Origin of the sequence: Christiangramia sp. 3-2217-3z, assembly GCF_051195275.1 — a bacterium.
GTDB classification, from domain to species: Bacteria; Bacteroidota; Bacteroidia; order Flavobacteriales; family Flavobacteriaceae; genus Christiangramia; species Christiangramia marina.
The window spans coordinates 252,879-272,741 of sequence record NZ_JBNJLI010000002.1 but is presented as its reverse complement, the minus strand read 5'-3'; the positions used below and the strand labels follow the sequence as shown (position 1 = coordinate 272,741).

Here is a 19,863-nt window from a genome sequence, read left to right as displayed (position 1 = left end):
ATGCTAAGTATTTGAGAAAACTTTTAAGATGAGGGTATTACCCTAAAAAACCCGGTTGAGCACTTCCTGTAGATCAATAAGCAGAATACTGAATACGCCTACAACAATGATCAATTTCAAAATATTGTGTAATAGGAGGTATTGCCACTTGGCTTTACTGAAGTATAAGAGTAGAAGAAAAACACCGAGCAGTAGCAGTGAAGTGTAAAAATAATAATTCATGTAACCTGTCTGAAATTGAGTGATCAACAGGTAAATAGGTATTATGGCAAGCACAGCACATACAGCAAGACAGAATTTGCTCCATCGCTCTCCGAATGCAAGAGGTATGGTTCTGTAATTCTGGGCGAGGTCACCCTGCATGTTTTCAAGATCTTTTACAAGTTCCCGCATAAGGATCATCAAATAGAGAAATACGGCATGAATAAATATGACCGTCTCAAAATTTCTATAATAAACGAAGATCACAAAGAATGGAGTGATCGCAAGAATGGAAGCGACTAAATTCCCTAGAAACAGGATCTTTTTCAGGCGATGTGAGTAGAACCAGATCACGAAAATATATATGCTGAAAAATACCACCGCTTTGAATGATACATAACTGGCAAAAAAGATTGCAGCAAAATTCAGAATAAAATAAACTGATAATTTTGTACGCTGACTAACCACCCGGTCGAGCATCGTTTTTTTGGGACGATTAATAAGATCTTTTTCGCTATCGTAGAAGTTGTTGATAATATATCCTGAAGCGATCACAGTAGAGGAAGCCAGGATCAAAAAAAACAGGTTAGCATCAAAAAACACATCCCGTAATGGTTTATCTGGGGCAAGTATAAATGCTGAAGTTAAATACTGCGCAAGGACGACCACCAATATATTATATCCCCTAACTACAGAAAATAGACTGAGTATTTTCAGCAGCAGGCGCTTTTTCGCGATCCCTGGCATAAAATTGAGTTTAGAAGTTGTAAACTACTTCCAGGTTGTATCCTTTAAGCGATTTTCTTGCTTTTTCGATATCTTCAGTAAAACCAAGGATGTAACCTCCACCACCAGACCCACAAAGTTTCAGGTAGTAATCATTGGTTTCGATCCCTTTTTGCCACAGTTTATGGAACTGCGCAGGAATCATTGGTTTGAAGTTATCCAGAACGGTATGAGATAGTTTCTTTACGTTCTTGAAAAGCGATTTTACATCTCCTTTCAAAAAGTCATCCACACAGGCATCTGTTTGAGTCACGAACTGGTCCTTCAGCATTTTTCTGAAAGGCTCCTGCTTCATATTCTCCATGAAAATACTCACCATTGGTGCAGTATCTCCAGTAATTCCACTGTCAAGTAAGAATACAGCTCCGGTTCCATTTTCGGTTTGAGAAGGAATTCCTGCAGGTTCAATATTTTCTTTGGAATTAATAAGAATAGGAATGCTCAAATATGAATTTAACGGATCCAGTCCTGAAGACTTTCCGTGGAAAAACGATTCCATTTCTCCAAAGATCTTTTTTAGCTTTAATAATTTGTCCCGGGTTAGATTCTCAAGAACGGTGATCTTATCATGGGCATATTTATCATAAATAGCAGCAACTAATGCGCCACTACTACCAACACCATAACCTTGAGGAATACTTGAATCAAAATACATTCCGCTGGAAATATCAGCCTTAAGAGCTTCAATATCAAATTTCACAAGTTCCGGATTGTTTTCCTGAAGTGCTTCAAGGTAAGCAGCAAACTTACGCAGATTGGTATTCGATTTTTTAGCCTGTTCGGTGTCATTATCAGACAACTTCAGGGCACCATTATAGAAGTTATATGGAATCGATAAACCTTTGGAATCTTTAATGATCCCGTATTCTCCGAAGAGAAGAATTTTTGAGTAAAATAAAGGTCCTTTCATAAGCATTCAGGTTCAGTAGGCAGAAATGTAGCCGTAAACTTGTTAAAATTACAATTTTTTTGCTCCATTCCCAACCTGGTCGCAAATATAGTGTCCATTCTCACAATACGCAACTAACTCATTCTTAATGAACTCTAAAATTTTAGGAGCGTGATCTTCAGGATATAGTAAATGAACGTTGGCGCCAGCATCCAGGGTGAAACAAGCGGGAATACCAGTATTTTCTCTAAACTTCCAGATCCTGTTGATGATTTCCAGCGTGTTCGGTTTCATAAGAATAAAATACGGCTGACTACTCATCATCATGGCGTGAAGTGTCAATGCTTCACTTTCCACAATTTTTATGAATTCTGAATAATCACCAGATTTCAATGCGGGAATCAGCTTGCTTAGATTTTCGTGAGCTTGTTCGAAGCGCTCTTCAGCAAAGGGATGTCCATGCATTAGATCATGACCCACCGTACTGCTCACCTGTTTTTCACCTTTGTCTACAAGTAAAATCGTGTCCTGGAAATTCTGAAAGTTTTTATGTAATTCATCTTCATATCTAATGGCAAAAAGATCTGATGAACTGTCAAATTTATTATGTTTTCCCCAGATCATAAGATCCCCCTGGATACTTCTGGAGGCACTCCCGGAACCAAGTCTTGCCAGGAAAGATGCTTTTCTCTGGAAGTGTTCTTTACTCATTTCAGGATCTAGCTGGCTTTCAAGATCCATAATGCAAAGAGCAAGCGCGCTCATCCCGGAAGCAGAAGAGGCGATGCCGCTACTGTGAGGAAAGCTGTTTTCACTTCTTATAACAAAATTATAATCATTTAAATATGGGCAGTATTCCTGAATGCGCTCAAAAAACTTTTCAATCTTAGGTTTGAAATCTTGTTTAGGTTTATCCTCAAAATAGAAATCGAACGCAAAACTGTCAGATTTATCCTCTTTTTTCTGAAATTCCAGGCTAGTAGTAGACCTGCAATGATTTAGCGTAAAACTAATGGAAGGATTTGCAGGGATTTGATGTTCCTTTTTACCCCAGTATTTGACCAGTGCTATATTACTTGGGGATTGCCAGCTCACCTTGCCAGACTTTATTTCCTTTGAATACATAGAGGGCACAAATTCCTGATGCGTCATTCTGAAAAATTTTTGTCAAAGATAACTTTATGTAAAGATCTGGAGATGTTTCCTTTTTAATAAATTGCTATTTTAGTAAGAGTAACCAACCAGATATGACCACAAATCTTCTCATAAGAAGCACTTTTGCGGTAGGCATTTGTCTTGTCTTCGGTCTTCTTGGTGCGGTCGCTATTCAAACTGGAATGGCAGATTGGTATACAGGCCTGCAAAAACCCTGGTTCTACGTCAAAGACGATATTTTAAGCTCGATCTGGCTTTTTATGTATGTGTTGCTTGGAGTCGCTGCTGGAATCGTTTGGAGTAAAGGTTTCTATCACAAATGGGTGAAAACAGCACTTTATCATTTTGGTTTCCAGTTATTGCTGAATGGTTTCTGGTTCCTGCTGTTCTTTGCACTTGAAAAACCAGTCCTGGCGATGTTGGATCTGGCACTGCTGTTTGTGGTTACACTTTTCACCATAAAATGGTTTAAGATCGTAAGTAATACAGCTGCATATATGCTTATTCCATATGCGGTATGGATTCTTCTAGCCTTCGCTTTTAATTTCGAGATTTGGCGGCTTAACTCATAGCCTTTGCAGCAAGAAATCCACCTGTCCACGCATTCTGAAAATTAAAACCTCCAGTGATTGCGTCTATATTCAAAATCTCTCCAGCAAAATATAGATTAGGGTGTAGTTTGCTTTCAAATGTTTGAAAATCTACCTCTTTTAGATCGATTCCTCCAGCGGTCACAAATTCTTCTTTGAAAGTGCTTTTACCATTTACATTAAATTCGGCCGCTGTAAGCTGTGCGCCCAGATTCGATAATTGCTGCTTGTTGAGGTCTGCCCATTTACTATCCTGAGAAATGCCAGAAGCAAGAACAAGGCTGTGCCATAGTCTTTTTGGAAGGTCGAACTGAGCTCTTTTATAAACCTGTTGTTTGGAATGTTCCTGTTTCAGATCTTTTAAAGTCTCGATGATCGACAGTTCATTTTCACCAGGAATCCAGTTCACTTTTATGCTGAATTTATACTGAAGTTCATTTAAAGCCCTGGCGCCCCATGCTGAAAGCTTCAAGATCGCAGGACCACTGAAACCCCAGTGGGTAATGAGCAATGGGCCATCGCTGCTAAGTTTAGCTCCGGGAATTTCTACTTCTGCATCCAGAGCGATTCCGGGAAGGTCCTTGATCCTGTCATCTTCAATATTAAACGTGAAAAGGGATGGTACAGCATCTACGATTGAATGTCCGCTATTTTTCAATAGATTCCAGATCTTCGAATTGCTGCCTGTAGCAAGCATCAGTTTCTCACAGGAATATTCTTTGGAGCCTACTTCAATTTTCCAGTAATCACCTTCAGAAGAAAAACTTTTTAAACTTTCCCCAGTGCGGACTTCAATTTTCAAGTTATCGCATTCCTTTCTGAAGCAGTCAATAATAGTTTCCGAAGAATCTGTAACCGGGAACATTCTTCCGTCATTTTCAGTTTTAAGAGAAACTCCTCTGTCTTCAAACCAGCCAATGGTATCACCAGTCATAAATTTGTGAAAGGGTCCTCGAAGTTCTTTGCTTCCGCGGGGATATTTACGAACCAATTCGGCAGGAATAAATTCAGCATGAGTAACATTACACCGGCCACCACCTGAGAGGCGAACCTTATTCAAAACTTCCTTTCCTCTTTCCAGGATAAGGACTTTCAGAGACCTGTTATTTTCAGCAATATTGATCGCTGTAAAAAATCCTGCTGCACCGCCACCTACTATGATCCTGTCGAAATATTCCAAAATTGAGCTATTTGCTGGCAAAAATAAACAACTAAAAGCTAGTATTTAGTTTTGCAACAACTTAACAGGATTCTGTAATCGATCCGGGTAATCTGAGATAATACCATCAACCCCAAAATCGATCATTCTCAGGATATCATTCACTTCATTCACGGTCCACACGTTTACTTTAAAGCCATGATCCTGACATAACTTCGTATTATCTCTCGTAATAATTCCTACGGAAGGGTGAATCGCCACTGCATCCAGTTTCTTTCCAAGTTCTATCGCTTCAGGTACACTCGCTTTACTTAGGACTGCCAGCGGGATACTGGAATTGATCTTTTTGACTTCGAATAGTTCATTCTTCTGAAAGCTGGAAACCAGAAAGTTGCCATATTCCCATTGCTCCTTTTCAACTTTATGCTGAATAATTTCTGAAACCGCTTTGGCAGTATTCCTGCCTTTAAGCTCAATATTGATCAGGCATTTATTCTCGATAAGATCCAGTACCTCGTGTAGCGTAGGAATTTTGAACCGCTCTTCGATCAAAAATGACTGCATTTCTGCACTGCTTTTTTTAGCTACTTCTCCGTTGCCATTAGTTGTTCTGTCCAGGGTAAAATCATGAATCACGAACAATTCGCCAGTAGCACATCGATGTACATCGATCTCGATCATATTCACCCCGAGACTGATCGCTTTTTCAATACTTTCCAGTGTATTTTCAGCGAGATGAGCTTTAGCACCACGATGGCCAATTTTGTTGATCTTTTCCATTTTTAAAATTTAGAAATTAATGACTTTGCCTGAAAGTTTAGCGGTTTCACCACAAAACTCGGGAATTTTGAAATGATTATGACTGCTTAACATTTAATTAATTAAAAGCCGGAGTAAATTGAAATTCAACCAAAATTCGGGTAGATCTTGAGAAATTTTTCTTTGAATTACACCCAATTTTAAAATCAAATATAAATGGACAAGTGGTTCGCCTTTGACATTCCGTCCTTTGTTGCAATTATTCTAACAGCAATAGGGATCTATATCGCAATTGTCATCTTCACCCGCATCGCCGGTAAAAGAAGTTTTTCTAAAATGTCCAGTTTCGACTTTGCTATGACCTTAGCACTGGGGTCCATGGTAGCAACTACCGTTCTAAGTAAAAGCGTGAGCTTGTGGGAGGGTATAGTTGGTATTGCAGCAGTATATGTTCTACAACTTTTTGTGGCAATCCTGCGTAGGTTTGAAATCGTTCAGAAAGCTATAGATAATGGTCCTTTGATGCTTATGGAAGGACAAACAATTTTACATGAAAATTTGAAAAGGGCCCGGGTGACTGAAGCAGATCTTCGTTCTAAGTTAAGAGAAGCGAATGTGATCAGGCTGAAAGAAGTTAGAGCGGTGGTTTTCGAAGCAACCGGCGATATTTCGGTTTTACATACTGACAAGGACGACGAGGAACTGGAAGATTATCTATATAAAGACGTTTCAAAATAGAAAGAAGATGCAGGTAAAGGAAAGAACAAAACGGAAGAGTTTAAAAGCTGTTTCAGATGAACAGATAAAGGCAGAATATGCCGAATTCATTCTTGAGAATGAGCACCCATGTATCATGGCTAAGACTATTTTCGCCATGGACCAGTTCACTCTCAAAACTTATGATGACTTTGGAAGTATGGAGACTTCTGCCAGATTATTAAAGGATCTAAAAGACTATATTGAAGCTTACGATTTTGAATCGAATGATTTCAAAACATTCCTGGCAGTATTTCCAAATTCTCCGGAATATTCTGAAATTTGCTTTGAAGAATTACTATGGAAGCAATTAGGCAACATTCATAAACTGGATAATGAGCCATGGGATCCCGCGGTGAGTGATAACCCCAAAGACGAAAATTTTAGTTTTAGCATTGGAGGAAAAGCATTTTATGTTGTGGGATTACATCCAAATTCTTCTAGAAAGGCAAGACAGAGTCCATATACTACTTTGACATTCAATTTACACTGGCAGTTCGAAAAACTCAGGGATATGGGAACCTATCAAAAAGTTCGCGATAGAATTCGTGATCGCGACGTAGCTTTTCAGGGTTCGATCAACCCGATGTTGGAAGACTTTGGAAATAACAGTGAGGCTAAGCAATATAGTGGGCGTAAAGTTGATAAAGAATGGAAATGCCCTTTTCATTAGGAAATTAAAAAATGTACAGACCAAAAAAATACCGAAAAGATGAGGATGAATTTATTCTCCCATTTATTCGGAAATTTCCATTTGCCACCTTCGTCCTGAAAGGCGAAAATCTTCTAGCTACGCATATTCCTGTGCTTATCGATCAATCTGAAGAAGATAGTTGGAAATTATTTTCGCATATCGCAAACCATAATGAACAGCAACAAGTTCTGAAGGATGATGTTGAGGTGTTAGTGATATTTCAAGGTGCGCATTCTTATATTTCCTCTTCCTGGTATGAGGAAGCTGATATTAGTACCTGGAATTATTCGGCAGTGCATGTGAATGGCAAAATCAAACTTCAGTCAGATTCAGAACTAAGAGAATCTCTTTCAAAGCTGGTAGCTAATTTCGAAAAAGAGCAGGAAGATCCTCTTTATTATGATAAAATTCCGAAGAAAATGCTGGAAGATCACCTTCCGCAGATCACAGGGTTCTGGATCGATCCTGTAAAAGTTGAAGGTATCGCAAAACTACACCAGTCTTACCATTCTAAAGATGTTGAAAGAGTAGTAAGCAAATTAGATGCTTCAGAAGATCCTCTAAAAAATCAAATTTCAGAAGATATTAAAAACGAACATAATTTATAATGATCGAAGTAATCAAAAGACAAACGGGTGCGGCATTCAGACTACATAAAGGTCAGAAATTGAGGGTAATCGATCCAAACGGTGAACAGGTAAGCGATATGGTTCTTTTTAATGCGAAAGATACGCGGGAAAAGATCTCATCTGGCAAAACTCTGGATTTTGAGGAAAGTATTTTGATTAGTCAGGGTGATCATCTCTGGAGTAACAGGAGTAATAAAATGATGGAGATCCTGGAAGATACCAACGGTAGAAATGACTTTTTGCTAGCACCGTGCAGTCCTGAAACTTTCCAGATCATGTATAATAATAATGAGTATCACCCAAGTTGCTTTGAGAATCTTTATACCAACCTGGAGAAGTTCGAAATTCAGCCAGATGATATTCCTACCGCATTCAATATTTTTATGAACGTTCAGTTTGACACAAAGGGAAAACTTAGTGTAAATCCACCTTTAAGCAAAGCCGGTGACTATGTTCTGTTCGAAGCGAAAATGGACCTTATAGTTGCTTTAACGGCGTGCTCTGCTGAAGATAGCAATGGTGGAACCTTTAAACCAATTCACTACGAAATTATAGATTAAATATTCTTTCTACGGTAACGCATATTCAACATTTCTATCGCTAAAGAAAAGAATACCGCAAAATAGATGTAGCCTTTTGGCACATGATAATGTGCGCCTTCAACGATAAGCATCACTCCAATGAGTATCAGGAACGATAAAGCCAGGATCTGGATTGTTGGATGATTGTTTACAAATTCTCCTACAGGTTTAGCGAAGATCATCATCACGATGATAGAAACAATTACCGCTATGATCATGAGGATAATTTGATCTGTCAAACCTACAGCTGTAAGTATGGAATCAAAGGAGAAAACAATGTCCAGAAGTACGATCTGTACGATCGCAGAGCTAAAACTTATCGTTGGCTTTTTACCATTTTCGGTAGTCTTATTTTCCTCCTGTCCTTCTACCTTATGGTGAATTTCAAGTGTACTTTTAATTAGTAGAAATATCCCACCGGCGACTAGAATAATATCACGCCAGCTTAATTCAAAATCTGCCACGGTAAGCACCGGTTCGGTAAGTCCTATGATCCATGTAATACTCAAAAGCAACAAAATTCGCATGATCAATGCAATAGATAAACCGCCTATTCTAGCTTTTTTCTGACTCTCTTCGGGAACTTTTCCCGCTACTATAGAAATAAATATAATATTGTCTATTCCCAGAACGATTTCCAGAAAAGTAAGAGTTAGTAGGGCTACCCAGGTATCTGGTTGCAGAAATATTTCCATGATCAATTGGTTGGTACAGCTTCAAAATTAGATAAAAATGAATTACTCATAGTTAATATTATGAGAAACTGATCGAGCCTGTTAATTCTCGAAACCGAATTTAAAATTAGTTCCTCCATAGACAGAAATCTGGAAAAAATCATAATCTGTTCGCCATCGTGATTCAACTCGTACATAAATAAAGAACCTGTAAAGTGAAATTCCAGTCGATTATTGATCGCGAGAGAAGGTAAAGATTTACAGGGTCTCTATATTACAGAGAGGGAGAAATCTGTTGCCGGGATCAGCTTTTTTCAAGGTCTTTACACATAGCCAAGATCAAAACCAAATGAATCATAATTGTTGGCTTGCACATTTTCGCAATATGTTTCGAAGGTAAAATGTTCATTTTTGTATCCCATAGGGTGGAGATATTTCATAAACTAGATTTCAAATGGGTGTCTCGAATTTGACAATTTTTATCTTAAAAAGCTTTAATCTGTTTGTAGTTGGTTCAGTTTATTTAATAATTCTTAAATTCTGCAATTAATTTTGAATGATTGATCATTTCGGTTTACATAAATTATTACTGGGATGGTTAATCTCACTTTACTAACGAACATGAATAAAATTTTCTTCTATTCCATAAGTGCAGCCCTTGCCGGGTTTCTTTTTGGATTTGATACAGTAGTAATTTCAGGAGCAGATAAACAATTACAAGCATTATGGGGGACTTCAGATGCCTTCCATGGTTCTGTTGTGATGGCCATGGCCTTATGGGGTACTGTGGTTGGAGCGATCTTCGGAGGTATTCCTACAAATAAATTTGGTAGAAAAAATACACTTATCGCTATTGGAATCCTGTATTTCGTCTCTGCCCTGGGTTCGTCTCTTGTAAACGATCCTTATACTTTCGCATTTTTTAGGTTCCTTGGAGGACTTGGTGTAGGAGCTTCTACCATTACAGCACCAGCCTATGTATCAGAAATCGCACCGGCCAACAAACGTGGTAAATTAGTTGCCCTTTACCAGTTCAATATTGTTCTTGGGATTCTTATCGCCTTTCTTTCTAATTATCTATTGAGAAATACCGGAGAAGAACCATGGAGATGGATGGTTGGCGTAGAGGCAATTCCAGCTTTCCTCTATATTCTTTTCGTTATTGGTATTCCTAAGAGTCCGCGCTGGTTGGTCTCTAAAGGTAGAATGGCCGAGGCGAAGCGCATTCTGGAAAGGATCAATCCAGGATTGGATGTTAGCGCCAAAGTTCAGGAGATTAAGACACAATCTGATACTGAAGTTACCGGTGAGGATATCTTTATGAAAAAGTACCGTTTCCCGCTTATTCTCGCATTTCTAATCGCATTTTTTAATCAGTTATCTGGTATCAATGCATTTCTGTATTATGCTCCTAGAATTTTTGAAGCTGCCGGACTTGGCGAAAGTACAGCCTTGTTAAGCAGTATTGGAATTGGAGTCGTAAATCTTTTATTTACTTTGTTAGGTGTGTTTCTTATTGATAAACTTGGTCGAAAACAACTCTTGCTATTTGGATCGATAGGCTATATCATATCTCTTTCACTGGTCGCAGCTGCATTTTTTCTGAATTGGGGAGGTTTATGGGTGCCCATATTCTTATTCCTGTTCATAGCTTCGCACGCCATAGGACAGGGAGCGGTTATCTGGGTATTTATTTCTGAAATATTCCCTAACAGATTGCGGGCATCAGGGCAGGCATTTGGAAGTTCAACTCACTGGGTGCTAGCAGCGATCATTCCTTCCAGTATTCCGTATTTGTTCAGTACCATTGGAGCAGGCTGGGTTTTCGCCTTCTTTGCATTCATGATGGTGCTACAACTGTTTTTCGTTATTTTTATGATGCCAGAAACCAAGGGGAAATCCCTGGAAGAACTGGCGGAAGAATTATCCATTAAAGAAATTTCAACTACAACCTGATATTATGAATAAAATTAAATTCGGTTTAACCTCACTGGCTGTTTGCTGCCTGTTTTTCAATTCGTGTAAGGATCAAAATTCTGAAGAAACTTCCGAAGAAATTACTCAGACAGAAGGTGAGGAAAACAGTGACGAAGCCTATAGGCCCAATTTTCACTTTACTCCGGAAAAGAACTGGATGAATGATCCAAACGGGATGTTTTACCTGGATGGCACCTATCACCTATATTTCCAGTATTATCCAGACGATAATGTTTGGGGACCAATGCACTGGGGACATGCCACGAGTAAGGATATGATCACCTGGGAAGAACAGGAGATCGCGTTGTTTCCAGATGAAAAAGGTTATATATTCTCGGGTAGTGCTGTAGTGGATAAGGAAAATACTTCAGGATTTGGTGAGGATGGCAAGACTCCGGTAGTGGCTATTTTCACTTATCATGAACCAAAAGGAGCAGAGAAGGGTGAGAAGGATTACCAGTCACAGGCGATCGCTTATAGTCTTGATAAAGGGATGACCTGGACAAAATATAAAGGCAATCCTGTGTTACCCAATCCAGGAATTGAAAATTTTAGAGATCCCAAAGTAACCTGGGATAAGGAACACAAGCAGTGGCTTATGGCTCTGGCAACGACCGAAAAAACTTTGTTCTATACTTCACAGGATTTGAAAGAATGGAAAAAAGTTTCTGAATTCGGACAGGGAAATGGTGCACATGACGGGGTCTGGGAATGCCCGGATTTCTTTCCAATGCAGGTTGAAGGTACCGGTGAAACCAAATGGGTGCTGATCCAAAGTTTAAATCCTGGAGGCTATAATGGTGGATCTGGAACCCAGTATTTTGTAGGAGATTTTGATGGCACAACATTCACACCGGAAGAAAATATGACCAATCTGGAGGAAAAGCACGACTACTGGATAGACTTTGGAAGAGACAATTACGCTGGAGTAACCTGGGCTAACTTGCCAGAGGAGGATGGAAGGAAATTGTTTCTAGGATGGATGTCTAACTGGTTATACGCACAGGAAGTACCAACCGAAACCTGGAGAAGTGCGATGACCATTGCAAGAGAACTGAAGCTTATCAAAGAAGATGGACAATACCTGGTTACTTCACAGCCGGTAGAGGAATTACAAAAATTCAGAGGTGAAGTAGTCAAGAAAAGCGCACTTTCAGCCAATAAGGATCTGGTACTTATTGATACATCAGCGATCGATCTTTCCAAAGCTGAGGTGAAATTCAGTATTTCCGGATTAGAGGAAAATGGTAACTATCATTTTACGCTTTCTAATCAACAGGGAGAAAAATTCGTGGTGAATTATGATCATTCAAAACAAAAATTCAGCATGGATAGAAGTAAGGCAGGAATAAATGATTTTTCAGATAAGTTTTCCGGGACACCCTCAACAGCACCGAGAATAACAGCGTCTAATTCTATGGAAGTTCATATGCTACTTGATAAAACCAGTATGGAATTATTCATTGATAATGGAAAGACCGTTATTACAGAGATCTTTTTTTCTGAAAAGCCATGGGATACTTTCTCGATTGGTTCCGAAGAAAAAGATTTTATGGTAGATAGTTTTGAAGCTTATGAACTAAATTTTAATAATCAATAATAGTATATGTCAAAAAGGATAAAGGCGGTTTGTTTTGGTGAGGTTTTGTATGACGTATTTCCAGATATGGAACGAATTGGTGGCGCACCGCTTAATGTTGCAGTAAGGTTGAGCAGTCTCGGTATAGATGCTGAAATGATCAGTAAAGTTGGAGTTGATTCCAGGGGAGATGAATTGCTGGACTACCTCAGAACTCAGGGTGTTGAAACCGGTAATATTCTAAAGGATGAAACCCGGGAGACAGGAGCGGTGGATGTAAAACTTTCTCAAAGTGGTTCGGCCAGCTATACGATCAAATATCCTGCAGCCTGGGATGGTATTGTCGCTACTGAAACTATTGAGCAATCGGTTTCCCGTAGTGATGCATTTATCTTCGGAAGTTTGATCTGCCGTGATGATGTAAGCAGAAAGACCTTGTTCGATCTTATACCAAAAGCCTCTTACAGGGTCTTGGATTTCAATTTAAGACCTCCACATTATTCAAAAGATCTCTTAGCTGAATTGATCCAGCATGCAGAATTCATCAAATTTAATGATGATGAATTGTTTGAAATCGCAAAAATGTTAGGTTCAGAATATAATTCACTGGAGCAGAATTTGTTGTTTATCGCGGTGAAATCTACTGCTGAAACTATTTGCGTTACGAAGGGCAGACATGGTGCTGTTTTGATGCATGACAAAAAGCTTTATTATAATTCTGGTTACCAGGTGAAAGTCAAAGACACAGTAGGCGCAGGCGATTCATTTTTAGGTACGCTACTGGCGAAAATGCTTCAAGGAGAAAAGCCTCAGGTAGCATTAGATACAGCTTGTGCGATGGGCGCTTTAGTAGCGGCAAAAGAAGGTGCCAACCCGATAATTTCAGATGAATTATTGCATAGGTTCATGAATCCAATGGATGCTAAAAAAGGTAAATAATAACTGAGTATGACTTATATAGATTGGATAGGTTCGGTAGGAGTATTTCTAATTCTTCTGGCATATGTGCTTAATGCTGCCGGAAAACTTGGAACCAAAGACCTTATCTATATATTACTGAATTTGATAGGAGCCTCTTTGGCCTGTTATGCTTCGGTTTTAATGGACTACGTTCCATTCATAATTCTGGAAGCGGTCTGGGCTACGGTTTCACTCTTCAGTCTCATACGGTACAAAATGTAAAACCGAATCATAAAAAAAGCGATCCTAAACAGGATCGCTTTTATTTTCTTAGTTGTTGGGGTTTAGTGTTATTTCTTTACACTTAGTTCTCTGGTTAACCATCCACTTCTGCTAGCGGTCGCAATCGCGTAAGGGGTGATCCAGAATAGTCCAAAAGTATGTAGAATACTGTATGAGTAAGCCCATAATGACTCTGAAAGCTTATATCTCTTGGCATAAAACAATACCGGGAAACTTGAATAAACCATAATTCCCAGAAATGTGGAGCTTAGAAATAAAAGTGGGTGAGAGACCACGAAAAATAGCATGATCATGATCAATGGATAACTCATAATGATCTTCAGGAACTGGTTGATGAACAACAGTCTTGATCCAAGAGTTGAACCTTCTCTAAACTGTGTAAATACGTATTTAGACATGGCGATATTCTCACGAACATTACTTCGTCCCCATCTAATAAACATCTTATAAAGACCTTTATATTGCTCAGGAACATTAGTGTATGCATACGCGTTTCTCTGGAAAAGTACGTGTTGTCCCTGCCTAAGGATCATATTGGTCATGGCTCTGTCTTCACCAATATCTGAGGGTTTCCCCATAAATGTCTGGTTGATCCACTCAGGAAGACATTCAAATACTGCACTGGCACGGTAAGCGGCTAGAGCTCCCGGAGTACAAAGTACAGATTCCAGTGTACTTTCTGCAGAACGCATAAATTCGAAACTAAGTACGAAATTCACGTTCAACATCTTTGGAAGTAAAGCTTTCTCGTTATTCAGAACTCTAATGTTACCTGCAACGGCACCACATTTCTCATTAACAACAAATGGGCTTACTAGGTTTCTCAAAGTGTCTGCGTTTACTACAGAATCACTGTCCACGGTCACAAAAACCTCACCGGTACCAAGATTAAAACCTCTGTACAATGCATGCCTTTTTCCTTTATTTTCAGGCTGCTGGTAAATCGCTACACGATCACCCAGAACTTTTTTAGCCTCCTGCATCCAGCTCCAGGTATCATCCTTACTACCGTCATCAATAGCAAGTAATTGTAGTTTTTCTGTAGGATATTCACTTTCTGCCAGACTCATAAGCGTAGCATATACCTGTTTTCCCTCGTTATAAGCTGGAACGATCACGGTACAGGTTGGTAACTCTTCGTTAGAAACAGATTCTATAGGCTTGTACTTGAAGTACAACACCAGATTATATATAAAAAATGCTCCTCGATATAAGAACAGGGCAGATGCTAGGATAAAAAAAGCATAACCCCAGGTAGTATTCATTCTGGCAGTATTGATCTCAGTAAAATCACTTTGCAGAAAATATACAAGGTATGCTGATCCTATCATGAGTATGAAAGTGCTAATAAGCACAACGATTCCCCATGTATTCAGCGGATTTTTGGTTGGTAAGAATTTATTTATTCCTGAAGCGTGTTCTTCTTCAGCAATAGATTCATAATTCTTTTTAGTATTCATATTTCAGATGTTTATTCGTATTGGTTTTCATATAGGCAACTCTTATGCCATTAGAAAAGCCCTGGTAATCAGGGCTCAATTTGATCTTATATTAAAATCATGGGTGACAATTCCACACTTTTGCCGTGTAATCTGAAATATTCCTCAATAGTGGAACTTATTCTGAAGGCACTTCTTTAGTCTCTTCTACAACTTCAGATTTTTCAGTTTCTTCCGTTACTTCAGAATCTACCGTTGGTTCTTCTTCATCTGAAAAATATGGGAATACATCCAGGATTGGTGATTCAGTAATTGCAGGAATGCTATAATCGCCCATAGTTTCCTGTAACGCCTGTTCCGTATTTTCATAAGCTTCCTTGACGTCGTTCGCCTGGATAAGCATGTATAGATTGGACTTTCTTTCTTTCCCACTCTCATCATCATAACTAATAAGCGAAACCTTGGACTTGAACCATCGATCTGAATTTTCAAAAGGATGAACTTCAGATAGATTTGCCACCTTGATATTGGTGATCATGAACTCCTCACTTGTGTAAGTCTTCATCTCTTCTGTGATTCTTGCTTCAGCTTCAGTATAAGAAACAGCGTCCAGAAGATAGGTTTCAGTAGTTACTTTACTTTCCCCGGTTTCATGCGTCTTTCTATACTTTACTTTGCACTCGTACCATACTACGCTCATAATGAAAATCTTTTTTTGGGTCGGCAAATATAGATTTTAAAAGCAAAGTGTTCGTAGCAAGTTTGAGAAATTTGCAGAAGTTAGAAATTTGAAAGTGGAAGTGGTTGAAAACCGGCTAATTACGGCTTAGTTTTCTGTAGGTGTGATCCTTTGGTCAGTATTAAGTTGAAATGATTTGCAGCAATAAGTACAGGCCATTAAGGAAGCTTCAGCTGGATCATGCTGAGCGTGCAGTTCCTGGAAATCATTAAAAAAGCCAAGTTTGGTTCTTCCAGTCTTTTCGGGCAGGAGATCACAGCTTTTAAGGTGAACCACATGTTGGTTACCAAAGCGTTTTCTGTTCTCAAGATAAAAGCAAAACATTCCCTTCCTTTTGGGTAAAGATAGCGAAAAATGCTCCCTGAATAATCTCAACCTCATAGCTTAAATTTGAGGGCAAATGTATGTTTGCATCCAGAGCTAAAGGTTCAGAAATTATTAATATCTTTTCTGCAGTATTATCTTATGGTTAATTGATTTGTAACTTAGTAAGTCGAAATACTAATTATGAAAATTACGCTGTTTATTCATTCAGTATGCACAAGAAGAAAGTGTTATTTCACTAGATCCACGGGAGTTTAAGCAAGATCTTTATCTTTCTGGCGTTAGTGTGCCTCGTGCTGTATGGCGTAGATTATTTCAATGATATGTTTGGAAGATTCGATAGCGTACTATTATTCAGCGCTCATTTGATTCTTTTAATATTCTGGAGCCGAATGATATTTAACAAGTCGGTAGTTTCCTAGAACAAACTTGGAATAAATATTAAAATGAAGGGAATCTGGGGGAAGCAGTTTACTTTTGAAAAGATTCGTTCGGTTGAAATTACAGAAAGTGAACTTATTATTATTGGTGGCTACGGAAAAACATCAATTTTTGATATTAAACATGTTTCAATACAGGATAGGGAACGAATCGCAAAGATCTTTGATCGATATTGCACGGCATCTTATTATGAATTGAAGAAATCCAGCTGAATATTTGAGAACTATTATACCTGTTTTTACTGAAATTATGGTGCAGCTGATTGAGGCTTCCATAGACTTTAGGAACGATAGAACATTTTGAAGTGTGATAGCAAAACTTACTTATTGCGAAATTCATTTATATTCTTTTACCTCTTCGAGCTATTCAATATGATAATATCGCACAATTTGTGAGTCTAAGGCGATACAATTGGTAATTGAACCTAAATTGCGATCCATTTATTTAATTTAGTTGCCAGACATTGGAACAATGAACGAAATCATAACTACTATTTTCTTCTTTATTGCCGTGATCGATCCGCTTGGTTCGGTACCGGTTTATCTGGAAGCAACCAAGAACATTCCCGAAAAGAAACGTAAGACAGTCGCGATCAGAGCTTCTATTATTGCTTTTCTAATACTACTGTTCTTTATTATTGTAGGACAGCTTGTTCTTGATGGAATGGATGTTTCCCTGGATGCTTTTCAGATCTCAGGTGGCGTGATTCTTTTCTTGTTCGCCCTTACAATGATCTTTGGTGATGGAAAACCTGAATCTGAAAAAGGACTTATTAAAGATTACAAGCATGTGGTGATCTTTCCAGTTGCCATCCCATCTATTGCTTCTCCAGGTGCGATCATGGCAGTAGTGCTAATGACAGATAATAATCTATATACAATACAGCAACAGGCTGTGACCACGGCGTTGGTTCTCGTGGTTATCGCTATAACTTGCATATTGCTATTAACAGCTAATCGAGTGAAAGATCATGTGGGAGAATATGGGATCACTGTGGTAAGTAAGATCATGGGGCTAATCCTGGCAGCCTACGGAACCCAATCCATACTGGCAGGATTAAGAGGCTTTTTTGTAGTTTTAAAATAGCCTGATAGCCCATTTGATATGACTAAAATAAAATATCCATATAAACATTTCTTCGGCCTTCTGATAGTTTTTCTGGCGCTGCAATCCTGCGAGGATAAGAAGGAGATTAGTTCTATAGATCCTATAAGTTGGGAGTCGAGACAAATTGCTATTCCGCAGAATGATTCCTTGGTTTCCGGAGAAACTTATCTCTCTATTTATTCTGAAATCTATAGTCAGACAGAACATATCACTCATGATCTAACTGCGACCATTAGCATGAGGAACACCAGTCGTGAGGATACGATTTATGTTGAAAGAGCCGACTATTACGCGACTAATGGAAAGCTCATCCGAACTTATTTTGATGCTCCTATTTATATCGCGCCACTGGAGACGATTGAAATTGTGATCGATGAAACCGATAAATCTGGTGGAACCGGGGCTAACTTTGTGTTTGACTGGCAGGCAAATCTGAATACTACCGAGCCGGTATTCGATGCTGTGATGATCTCCACTTCCGGGCAGCAGGGCCTTTCTTTTACTACACAGGGAATTCGTACTAAATAATTACTATTTTAAGAAAATAGAGGTTCCACCGTTAACTTGATCGTTGAATGCTAGTATTTTAACGGATATTTTTTTCATTTCTCAGGATTTAATGCCTAAATTTACCATCCAAATCAGGTCTAAACCTACAAATGCCAGCCCTAATCCGCATTTATTAAGACCATAATAAATTGCGTCATGAATAAAGTGAGGTTGTTGGGATTGGGGATGATCACCTTTGGAATCCTCATTGGCTACCTGAGCACTAGTACAAATTTTCATTTAGTTTCAGGGGTCATGCTGGGTCTCGGTATAGGATGGACTATAACCGGTAGATTCGGTCGAAAACATGATACTACCATCTCTGGAATTAAAACTACTACTTCAGAAGAGCAAACCGTCTAATTTCATTCATTCAGTTAAGGAGATCAATTGTCTTTAAAAATTCTGTTTTAAGGTAACATTATTAACCCAGATCAATCAACCAGGTTAAAATATTTACAAACCCACTCGCCAAATTTATACAGCTCCATATCCCTTCGTATTTTTGTTTCCGAATTTAAAAGAAATCTAAAAATCACAATTATGGAAGATAATATTAAAGGTAAAGTAGTAATAATAACAGGAGGTAGTAGTGGACTTGGGGAAAATACAGCCCGTCATTTAGCTTCACGAGGAGCAAAGGTAGTTATTGCCGCAAGACGTAAGGAAAAATTGGATGCCATTGCTGAAGATATCAGAAAAGATGGAGGTGAAGCGCTGGTAGTGGAGACTGACGTTACTAAAAGAGAAGACCTGAAAAATCTCATTAGACTTAGTAAAAAAGAATATGGAAAAATTGATGTTCTTATCAATAATGCCGGATTAATGGCTATCGCACCTCTTGCTGAAGATAAAGTGGAGGAGTGGGATAAAATGATCGATATCAATGTAAAGGGTGTGCTTTACGGGATTTCCGCAGCGCTACCAGTATTCCAGGAACAGGGATTTGGCCACTTTATAAATCTTTCTTCAGTTGCGGGAATTAAAGTATTTAGTCCTGGAGGAACCGTTTATAGCGGAACTAAATATGCGGTAAGAGCAATTTCTGATGGTTTACGTCATGAGGTTGGTGGGAACATAAGAACAACAACCATAGAACCTGGAGCTATAGATTCTGAATTAAAATATGGTTCAAGCCATGATGAAAGTTCAGAAAACGTAAAAGAGTTTTACAAGCAGGCAATTCCTGGAGACTCTATTGCCAGAGCTATAGCGTATGCTATTGAGCAACCAAATGAGGTAGACGTGAATGAGATCGTAATTAGACCTACAGTTCAGGAATTCTAGTTGAGATGTTTATGCCGAAGTAAAAAAAGTCCTTCAGATAATTCTGAAGGACTTTTTTATAGTGTTAAACTTCAGGTTTTACTAAAGTACTGCAGCTTTCGGTTTTACCTCGTTGTCGGTATTTGCTCCTTCCGAGTAGAAAGTATCCTCATTCCAGGAGTCCATTTCAACATCCTGTGCAATTTTTTAAGCAAGATCTGGATTAGAGATAAATGATTTTCGGAAGGCAAAAAGATCTGCATCAACCTCTTCAATAACTTCATTCCCTATTTCAAAAACAAAAATCTATCAGGAATTTTCTCGAAAGCTATAAGGATTTCTCATTTTCTCAATCAATTTATTCTT

General features: G+C 38.7%; 23 protein-coding genes. 14 read left to right on the top strand and 9 right to left on the bottom strand.

Annotated elements, in window-relative coordinates; all coding sequences use genetic code 11:
- Window positions 1-42: 42 nt before the first annotated feature.
- The 3 genes from ACSHZO_RS04620 to ACSHZO_RS04610 are packed head-to-tail and all read right to left on the bottom strand — an operon-like array spanning window position 43 to window position 3,028.
- On the bottom strand, window positions 43-948 hold the full coding sequence (locus ACSHZO_RS04620; protein ID WP_298246022.1) for a geranylgeranylglycerol-phosphate geranylgeranyltransferase: 906 nt from the start codon (window positions 946-948) through the stop codon (window positions 43-45).
- Between the two features lie 10 nt (window positions 949-958).
- Window positions 959-1,897, bottom strand: coding sequence for a mevalonate kinase family protein (locus ACSHZO_RS04615; RefSeq protein ID WP_295178282.1), 939 nt, complete (start codon window positions 1,895-1,897; stop codon window positions 959-961).
- A 48-nt stretch (window positions 1,898-1,945) separates the two neighbouring features.
- Window positions 1,946-3,028, bottom strand: coding sequence for a diphosphomevalonate/mevalonate 3,5-bisphosphate decarboxylase family protein (locus ACSHZO_RS04610; RefSeq protein ID WP_298246023.1), 1,083 nt, complete (start codon window positions 3,026-3,028; stop codon window positions 1,946-1,948).
- A 95-nt stretch (window positions 3,029-3,123) separates the two neighbouring features.
- On the opposite strand from ACSHZO_RS04610, the gene ACSHZO_RS04605 reads away from it, so the two are divergent.
- Window positions 3,124-3,603, top strand: a complete 480-nt coding sequence (locus tag ACSHZO_RS04605; RefSeq protein ID WP_298246024.1) for a TspO/MBR family protein — start codon at window positions 3,124-3,126, stop codon at window positions 3,601-3,603.
- Here the strand turns inward: ACSHZO_RS04605 and ACSHZO_RS04600 are convergent.
- The gene (locus ACSHZO_RS04600; protein ID WP_298246227.1) at window positions 3,593-4,804 is read right to left on the bottom strand and encodes an NAD(P)/FAD-dependent oxidoreductase; all 1,212 of its coding nucleotides are present in this window, start codon (window positions 4,802-4,804) and stop codon (window positions 3,593-3,595) included. The two genes, ACSHZO_RS04605 and ACSHZO_RS04600, sit on opposite strands and share 11 nt — an antisense overlap.
- 42 nt (window positions 4,805-4,846) lie before the next feature.
- On the bottom strand, window positions 4,847-5,560 hold the full coding sequence (locus ACSHZO_RS04595; RefSeq protein WP_298246025.1) for a glycerophosphodiester phosphodiesterase: 714 nt from the start codon (window positions 5,558-5,560) through the stop codon (window positions 4,847-4,849).
- A gap of 195 nt (window positions 5,561-5,755) precedes the next feature.
- Between ACSHZO_RS04595 and ACSHZO_RS04590 the strand changes: the two genes are divergently transcribed.
- The 4 genes from ACSHZO_RS04590 to ACSHZO_RS04575 are packed head-to-tail and all read left to right on the top strand — an operon-like array spanning window position 5,756 to window position 8,178.
- Window positions 5,756-6,277 carry a DUF421 domain-containing protein gene (locus ACSHZO_RS04590; protein WP_298246026.1) on the top strand — a complete coding sequence of 174 codons (522 nt, stop codon included), beginning with the start codon at window positions 5,756-5,758 and terminating at the stop codon, window positions 6,275-6,277.
- Window positions 6,278-6,284: 7 nt separating this feature from the next.
- Window positions 6,285-6,968 (top strand): guanitoxin biosynthesis heme-dependent pre-guanitoxin N-hydroxylase GntA, encoded by a 684-nt coding sequence (gntA, locus tag ACSHZO_RS04585; protein WP_298246027.1) that lies wholly within the window; start codon window positions 6,285-6,287, stop codon window positions 6,966-6,968.
- A gap of 11 nt (window positions 6,969-6,979) precedes the next feature.
- Window positions 6,980-7,597: an FMN-binding negative transcriptional regulator gene (locus tag ACSHZO_RS04580; protein ID WP_298246028.1), complete on the top strand. Its 618-nt coding sequence runs from the start codon at window positions 6,980-6,982 to the stop codon at window positions 7,595-7,597.
- Window positions 7,597-8,178, top strand: a complete 582-nt coding sequence (locus ACSHZO_RS04575; RefSeq protein ID WP_295178596.1) for an urea carboxylase-associated family protein — start codon at window positions 7,597-7,599, stop codon at window positions 8,176-8,178. The genes ACSHZO_RS04580 and ACSHZO_RS04575 overlap by 1 nt, the downstream gene beginning before the upstream one ends.
- On the opposite strand, the gene ACSHZO_RS04570 is transcribed toward ACSHZO_RS04575, so the two are convergent.
- Window positions 8,175-8,894: a TerC family protein gene (locus tag ACSHZO_RS04570; RefSeq protein ID WP_298246029.1), complete on the bottom strand. Its 720-nt coding sequence runs from the start codon at window positions 8,892-8,894 to the stop codon at window positions 8,175-8,177. The genes ACSHZO_RS04575 and ACSHZO_RS04570 overlap by 4 nt on opposite strands.
- A 600-nt stretch (window positions 8,895-9,494) precedes the next feature.
- On the opposite strand from ACSHZO_RS04570, the gene ACSHZO_RS04565 reads away from it, so the two are divergent.
- Genes ACSHZO_RS04565 through ACSHZO_RS04550 form a run of 4 tightly spaced genes read left to right on the top strand, consistent with a single transcriptional unit; the run spans window position 9,495 to window position 13,611 of the window.
- On the top strand, window positions 9,495-10,829 hold the full coding sequence (locus ACSHZO_RS04565) for a sugar porter family MFS transporter (protein WP_435066729.1): 1,335 nt from the start codon (window positions 9,495-9,497) through the stop codon (window positions 10,827-10,829).
- Window positions 10,830-10,833: 4 nt separating this feature from the next.
- Entirely contained in the window at window positions 10,834-12,450 is a 1,617-nt protein-coding gene (locus ACSHZO_RS04560; protein ID WP_298246031.1) for a glycoside hydrolase family 32 protein, read from the top strand.
- Window positions 12,451-12,456: 6 nt separating this feature from the next.
- On the top strand, window positions 12,457-13,368 hold the full coding sequence (locus ACSHZO_RS04555) for a carbohydrate kinase family protein (protein WP_298246032.1): 912 nt from the start codon (window positions 12,457-12,459) through the stop codon (window positions 13,366-13,368).
- 9 nt (window positions 13,369-13,377) lie between these two features.
- On the top strand, window positions 13,378-13,611 hold the full coding sequence (locus ACSHZO_RS04550) for a CBU_0592 family membrane protein (protein WP_141878946.1): 234 nt from the start codon (window positions 13,378-13,380) through the stop codon (window positions 13,609-13,611).
- A gap of 68 nt (window positions 13,612-13,679) precedes the next feature.
- On the opposite strand, the gene ACSHZO_RS04545 is transcribed toward ACSHZO_RS04550, so the two are convergent.
- The 3 genes from ACSHZO_RS04545 to ACSHZO_RS04535 all read right to left on the bottom strand — a co-directional run bounded on the left by ACSHZO_RS04545 (window position 13,680) and on the right by ACSHZO_RS04535 (window position 16,191).
- The gene (locus tag ACSHZO_RS04545; protein ID WP_298246033.1) at window positions 13,680-15,092 is read right to left on the bottom strand and encodes a glycosyltransferase; all 1,413 of its coding nucleotides are present in this window, start codon (window positions 15,090-15,092) and stop codon (window positions 13,680-13,682) included.
- 157 nt (window positions 15,093-15,249) lie between these two features.
- Window positions 15,250-15,771 carry a DUF4494 domain-containing protein gene (locus ACSHZO_RS04540; RefSeq protein ID WP_298246034.1) on the bottom strand — a complete coding sequence of 174 codons (522 nt, stop codon included), beginning with the start codon at window positions 15,769-15,771 and terminating at the stop codon, window positions 15,250-15,252.
- 126 nt (window positions 15,772-15,897) lie between these two features.
- On the bottom strand, window positions 15,898-16,191 hold the full coding sequence (locus tag ACSHZO_RS04535) for a hypothetical protein (RefSeq protein WP_298246035.1): 294 nt from the start codon (window positions 16,189-16,191) through the stop codon (window positions 15,898-15,900).
- Between the two features lie 389 nt (window positions 16,192-16,580).
- On the opposite strand from ACSHZO_RS04535, the gene ACSHZO_RS04530 reads away from it, so the two are divergent.
- The 5 genes from ACSHZO_RS04530 to ACSHZO_RS04510 all read left to right on the top strand — a co-directional run bounded on the left by ACSHZO_RS04530 (window position 16,581) and on the right by ACSHZO_RS04510 (window position 19,518).
- Complete coding sequence (locus ACSHZO_RS04530) at window positions 16,581-16,787, top strand: hypothetical protein (RefSeq protein ID WP_298246036.1); 207 nt, start codon at window positions 16,581-16,583, stop codon at window positions 16,785-16,787.
- Window positions 16,788-17,046: 259 nt separating this feature from the next.
- Window positions 17,047-17,661 carry a MarC family protein gene (locus tag ACSHZO_RS04525; protein WP_298246037.1) on the top strand — a complete coding sequence of 205 codons (615 nt, stop codon included), beginning with the start codon at window positions 17,047-17,049 and terminating at the stop codon, window positions 17,659-17,661.
- A gap of 18 nt (window positions 17,662-17,679) precedes the next feature.
- Window positions 17,680-18,210: a DUF3124 domain-containing protein gene (locus tag ACSHZO_RS04520; protein ID WP_298246038.1), complete on the top strand. Its 531-nt coding sequence runs from the start codon at window positions 17,680-17,682 to the stop codon at window positions 18,208-18,210.
- Between the two features lie 177 nt (window positions 18,211-18,387).
- On the top strand, window positions 18,388-18,594 hold the full coding sequence (locus tag ACSHZO_RS04515) for a hypothetical protein (RefSeq protein WP_295178575.1): 207 nt from the start codon (window positions 18,388-18,390) through the stop codon (window positions 18,592-18,594).
- 180 nt (window positions 18,595-18,774) lie between these two features.
- The gene (locus ACSHZO_RS04510) at window positions 18,775-19,518 is read left to right on the top strand and encodes an SDR family oxidoreductase (RefSeq protein ID WP_298246039.1); all 744 of its coding nucleotides are present in this window, start codon (window positions 18,775-18,777) and stop codon (window positions 19,516-19,518) included.
- The last annotated feature ends 345 nt before the right edge of the window (window positions 19,519-19,863 follow it).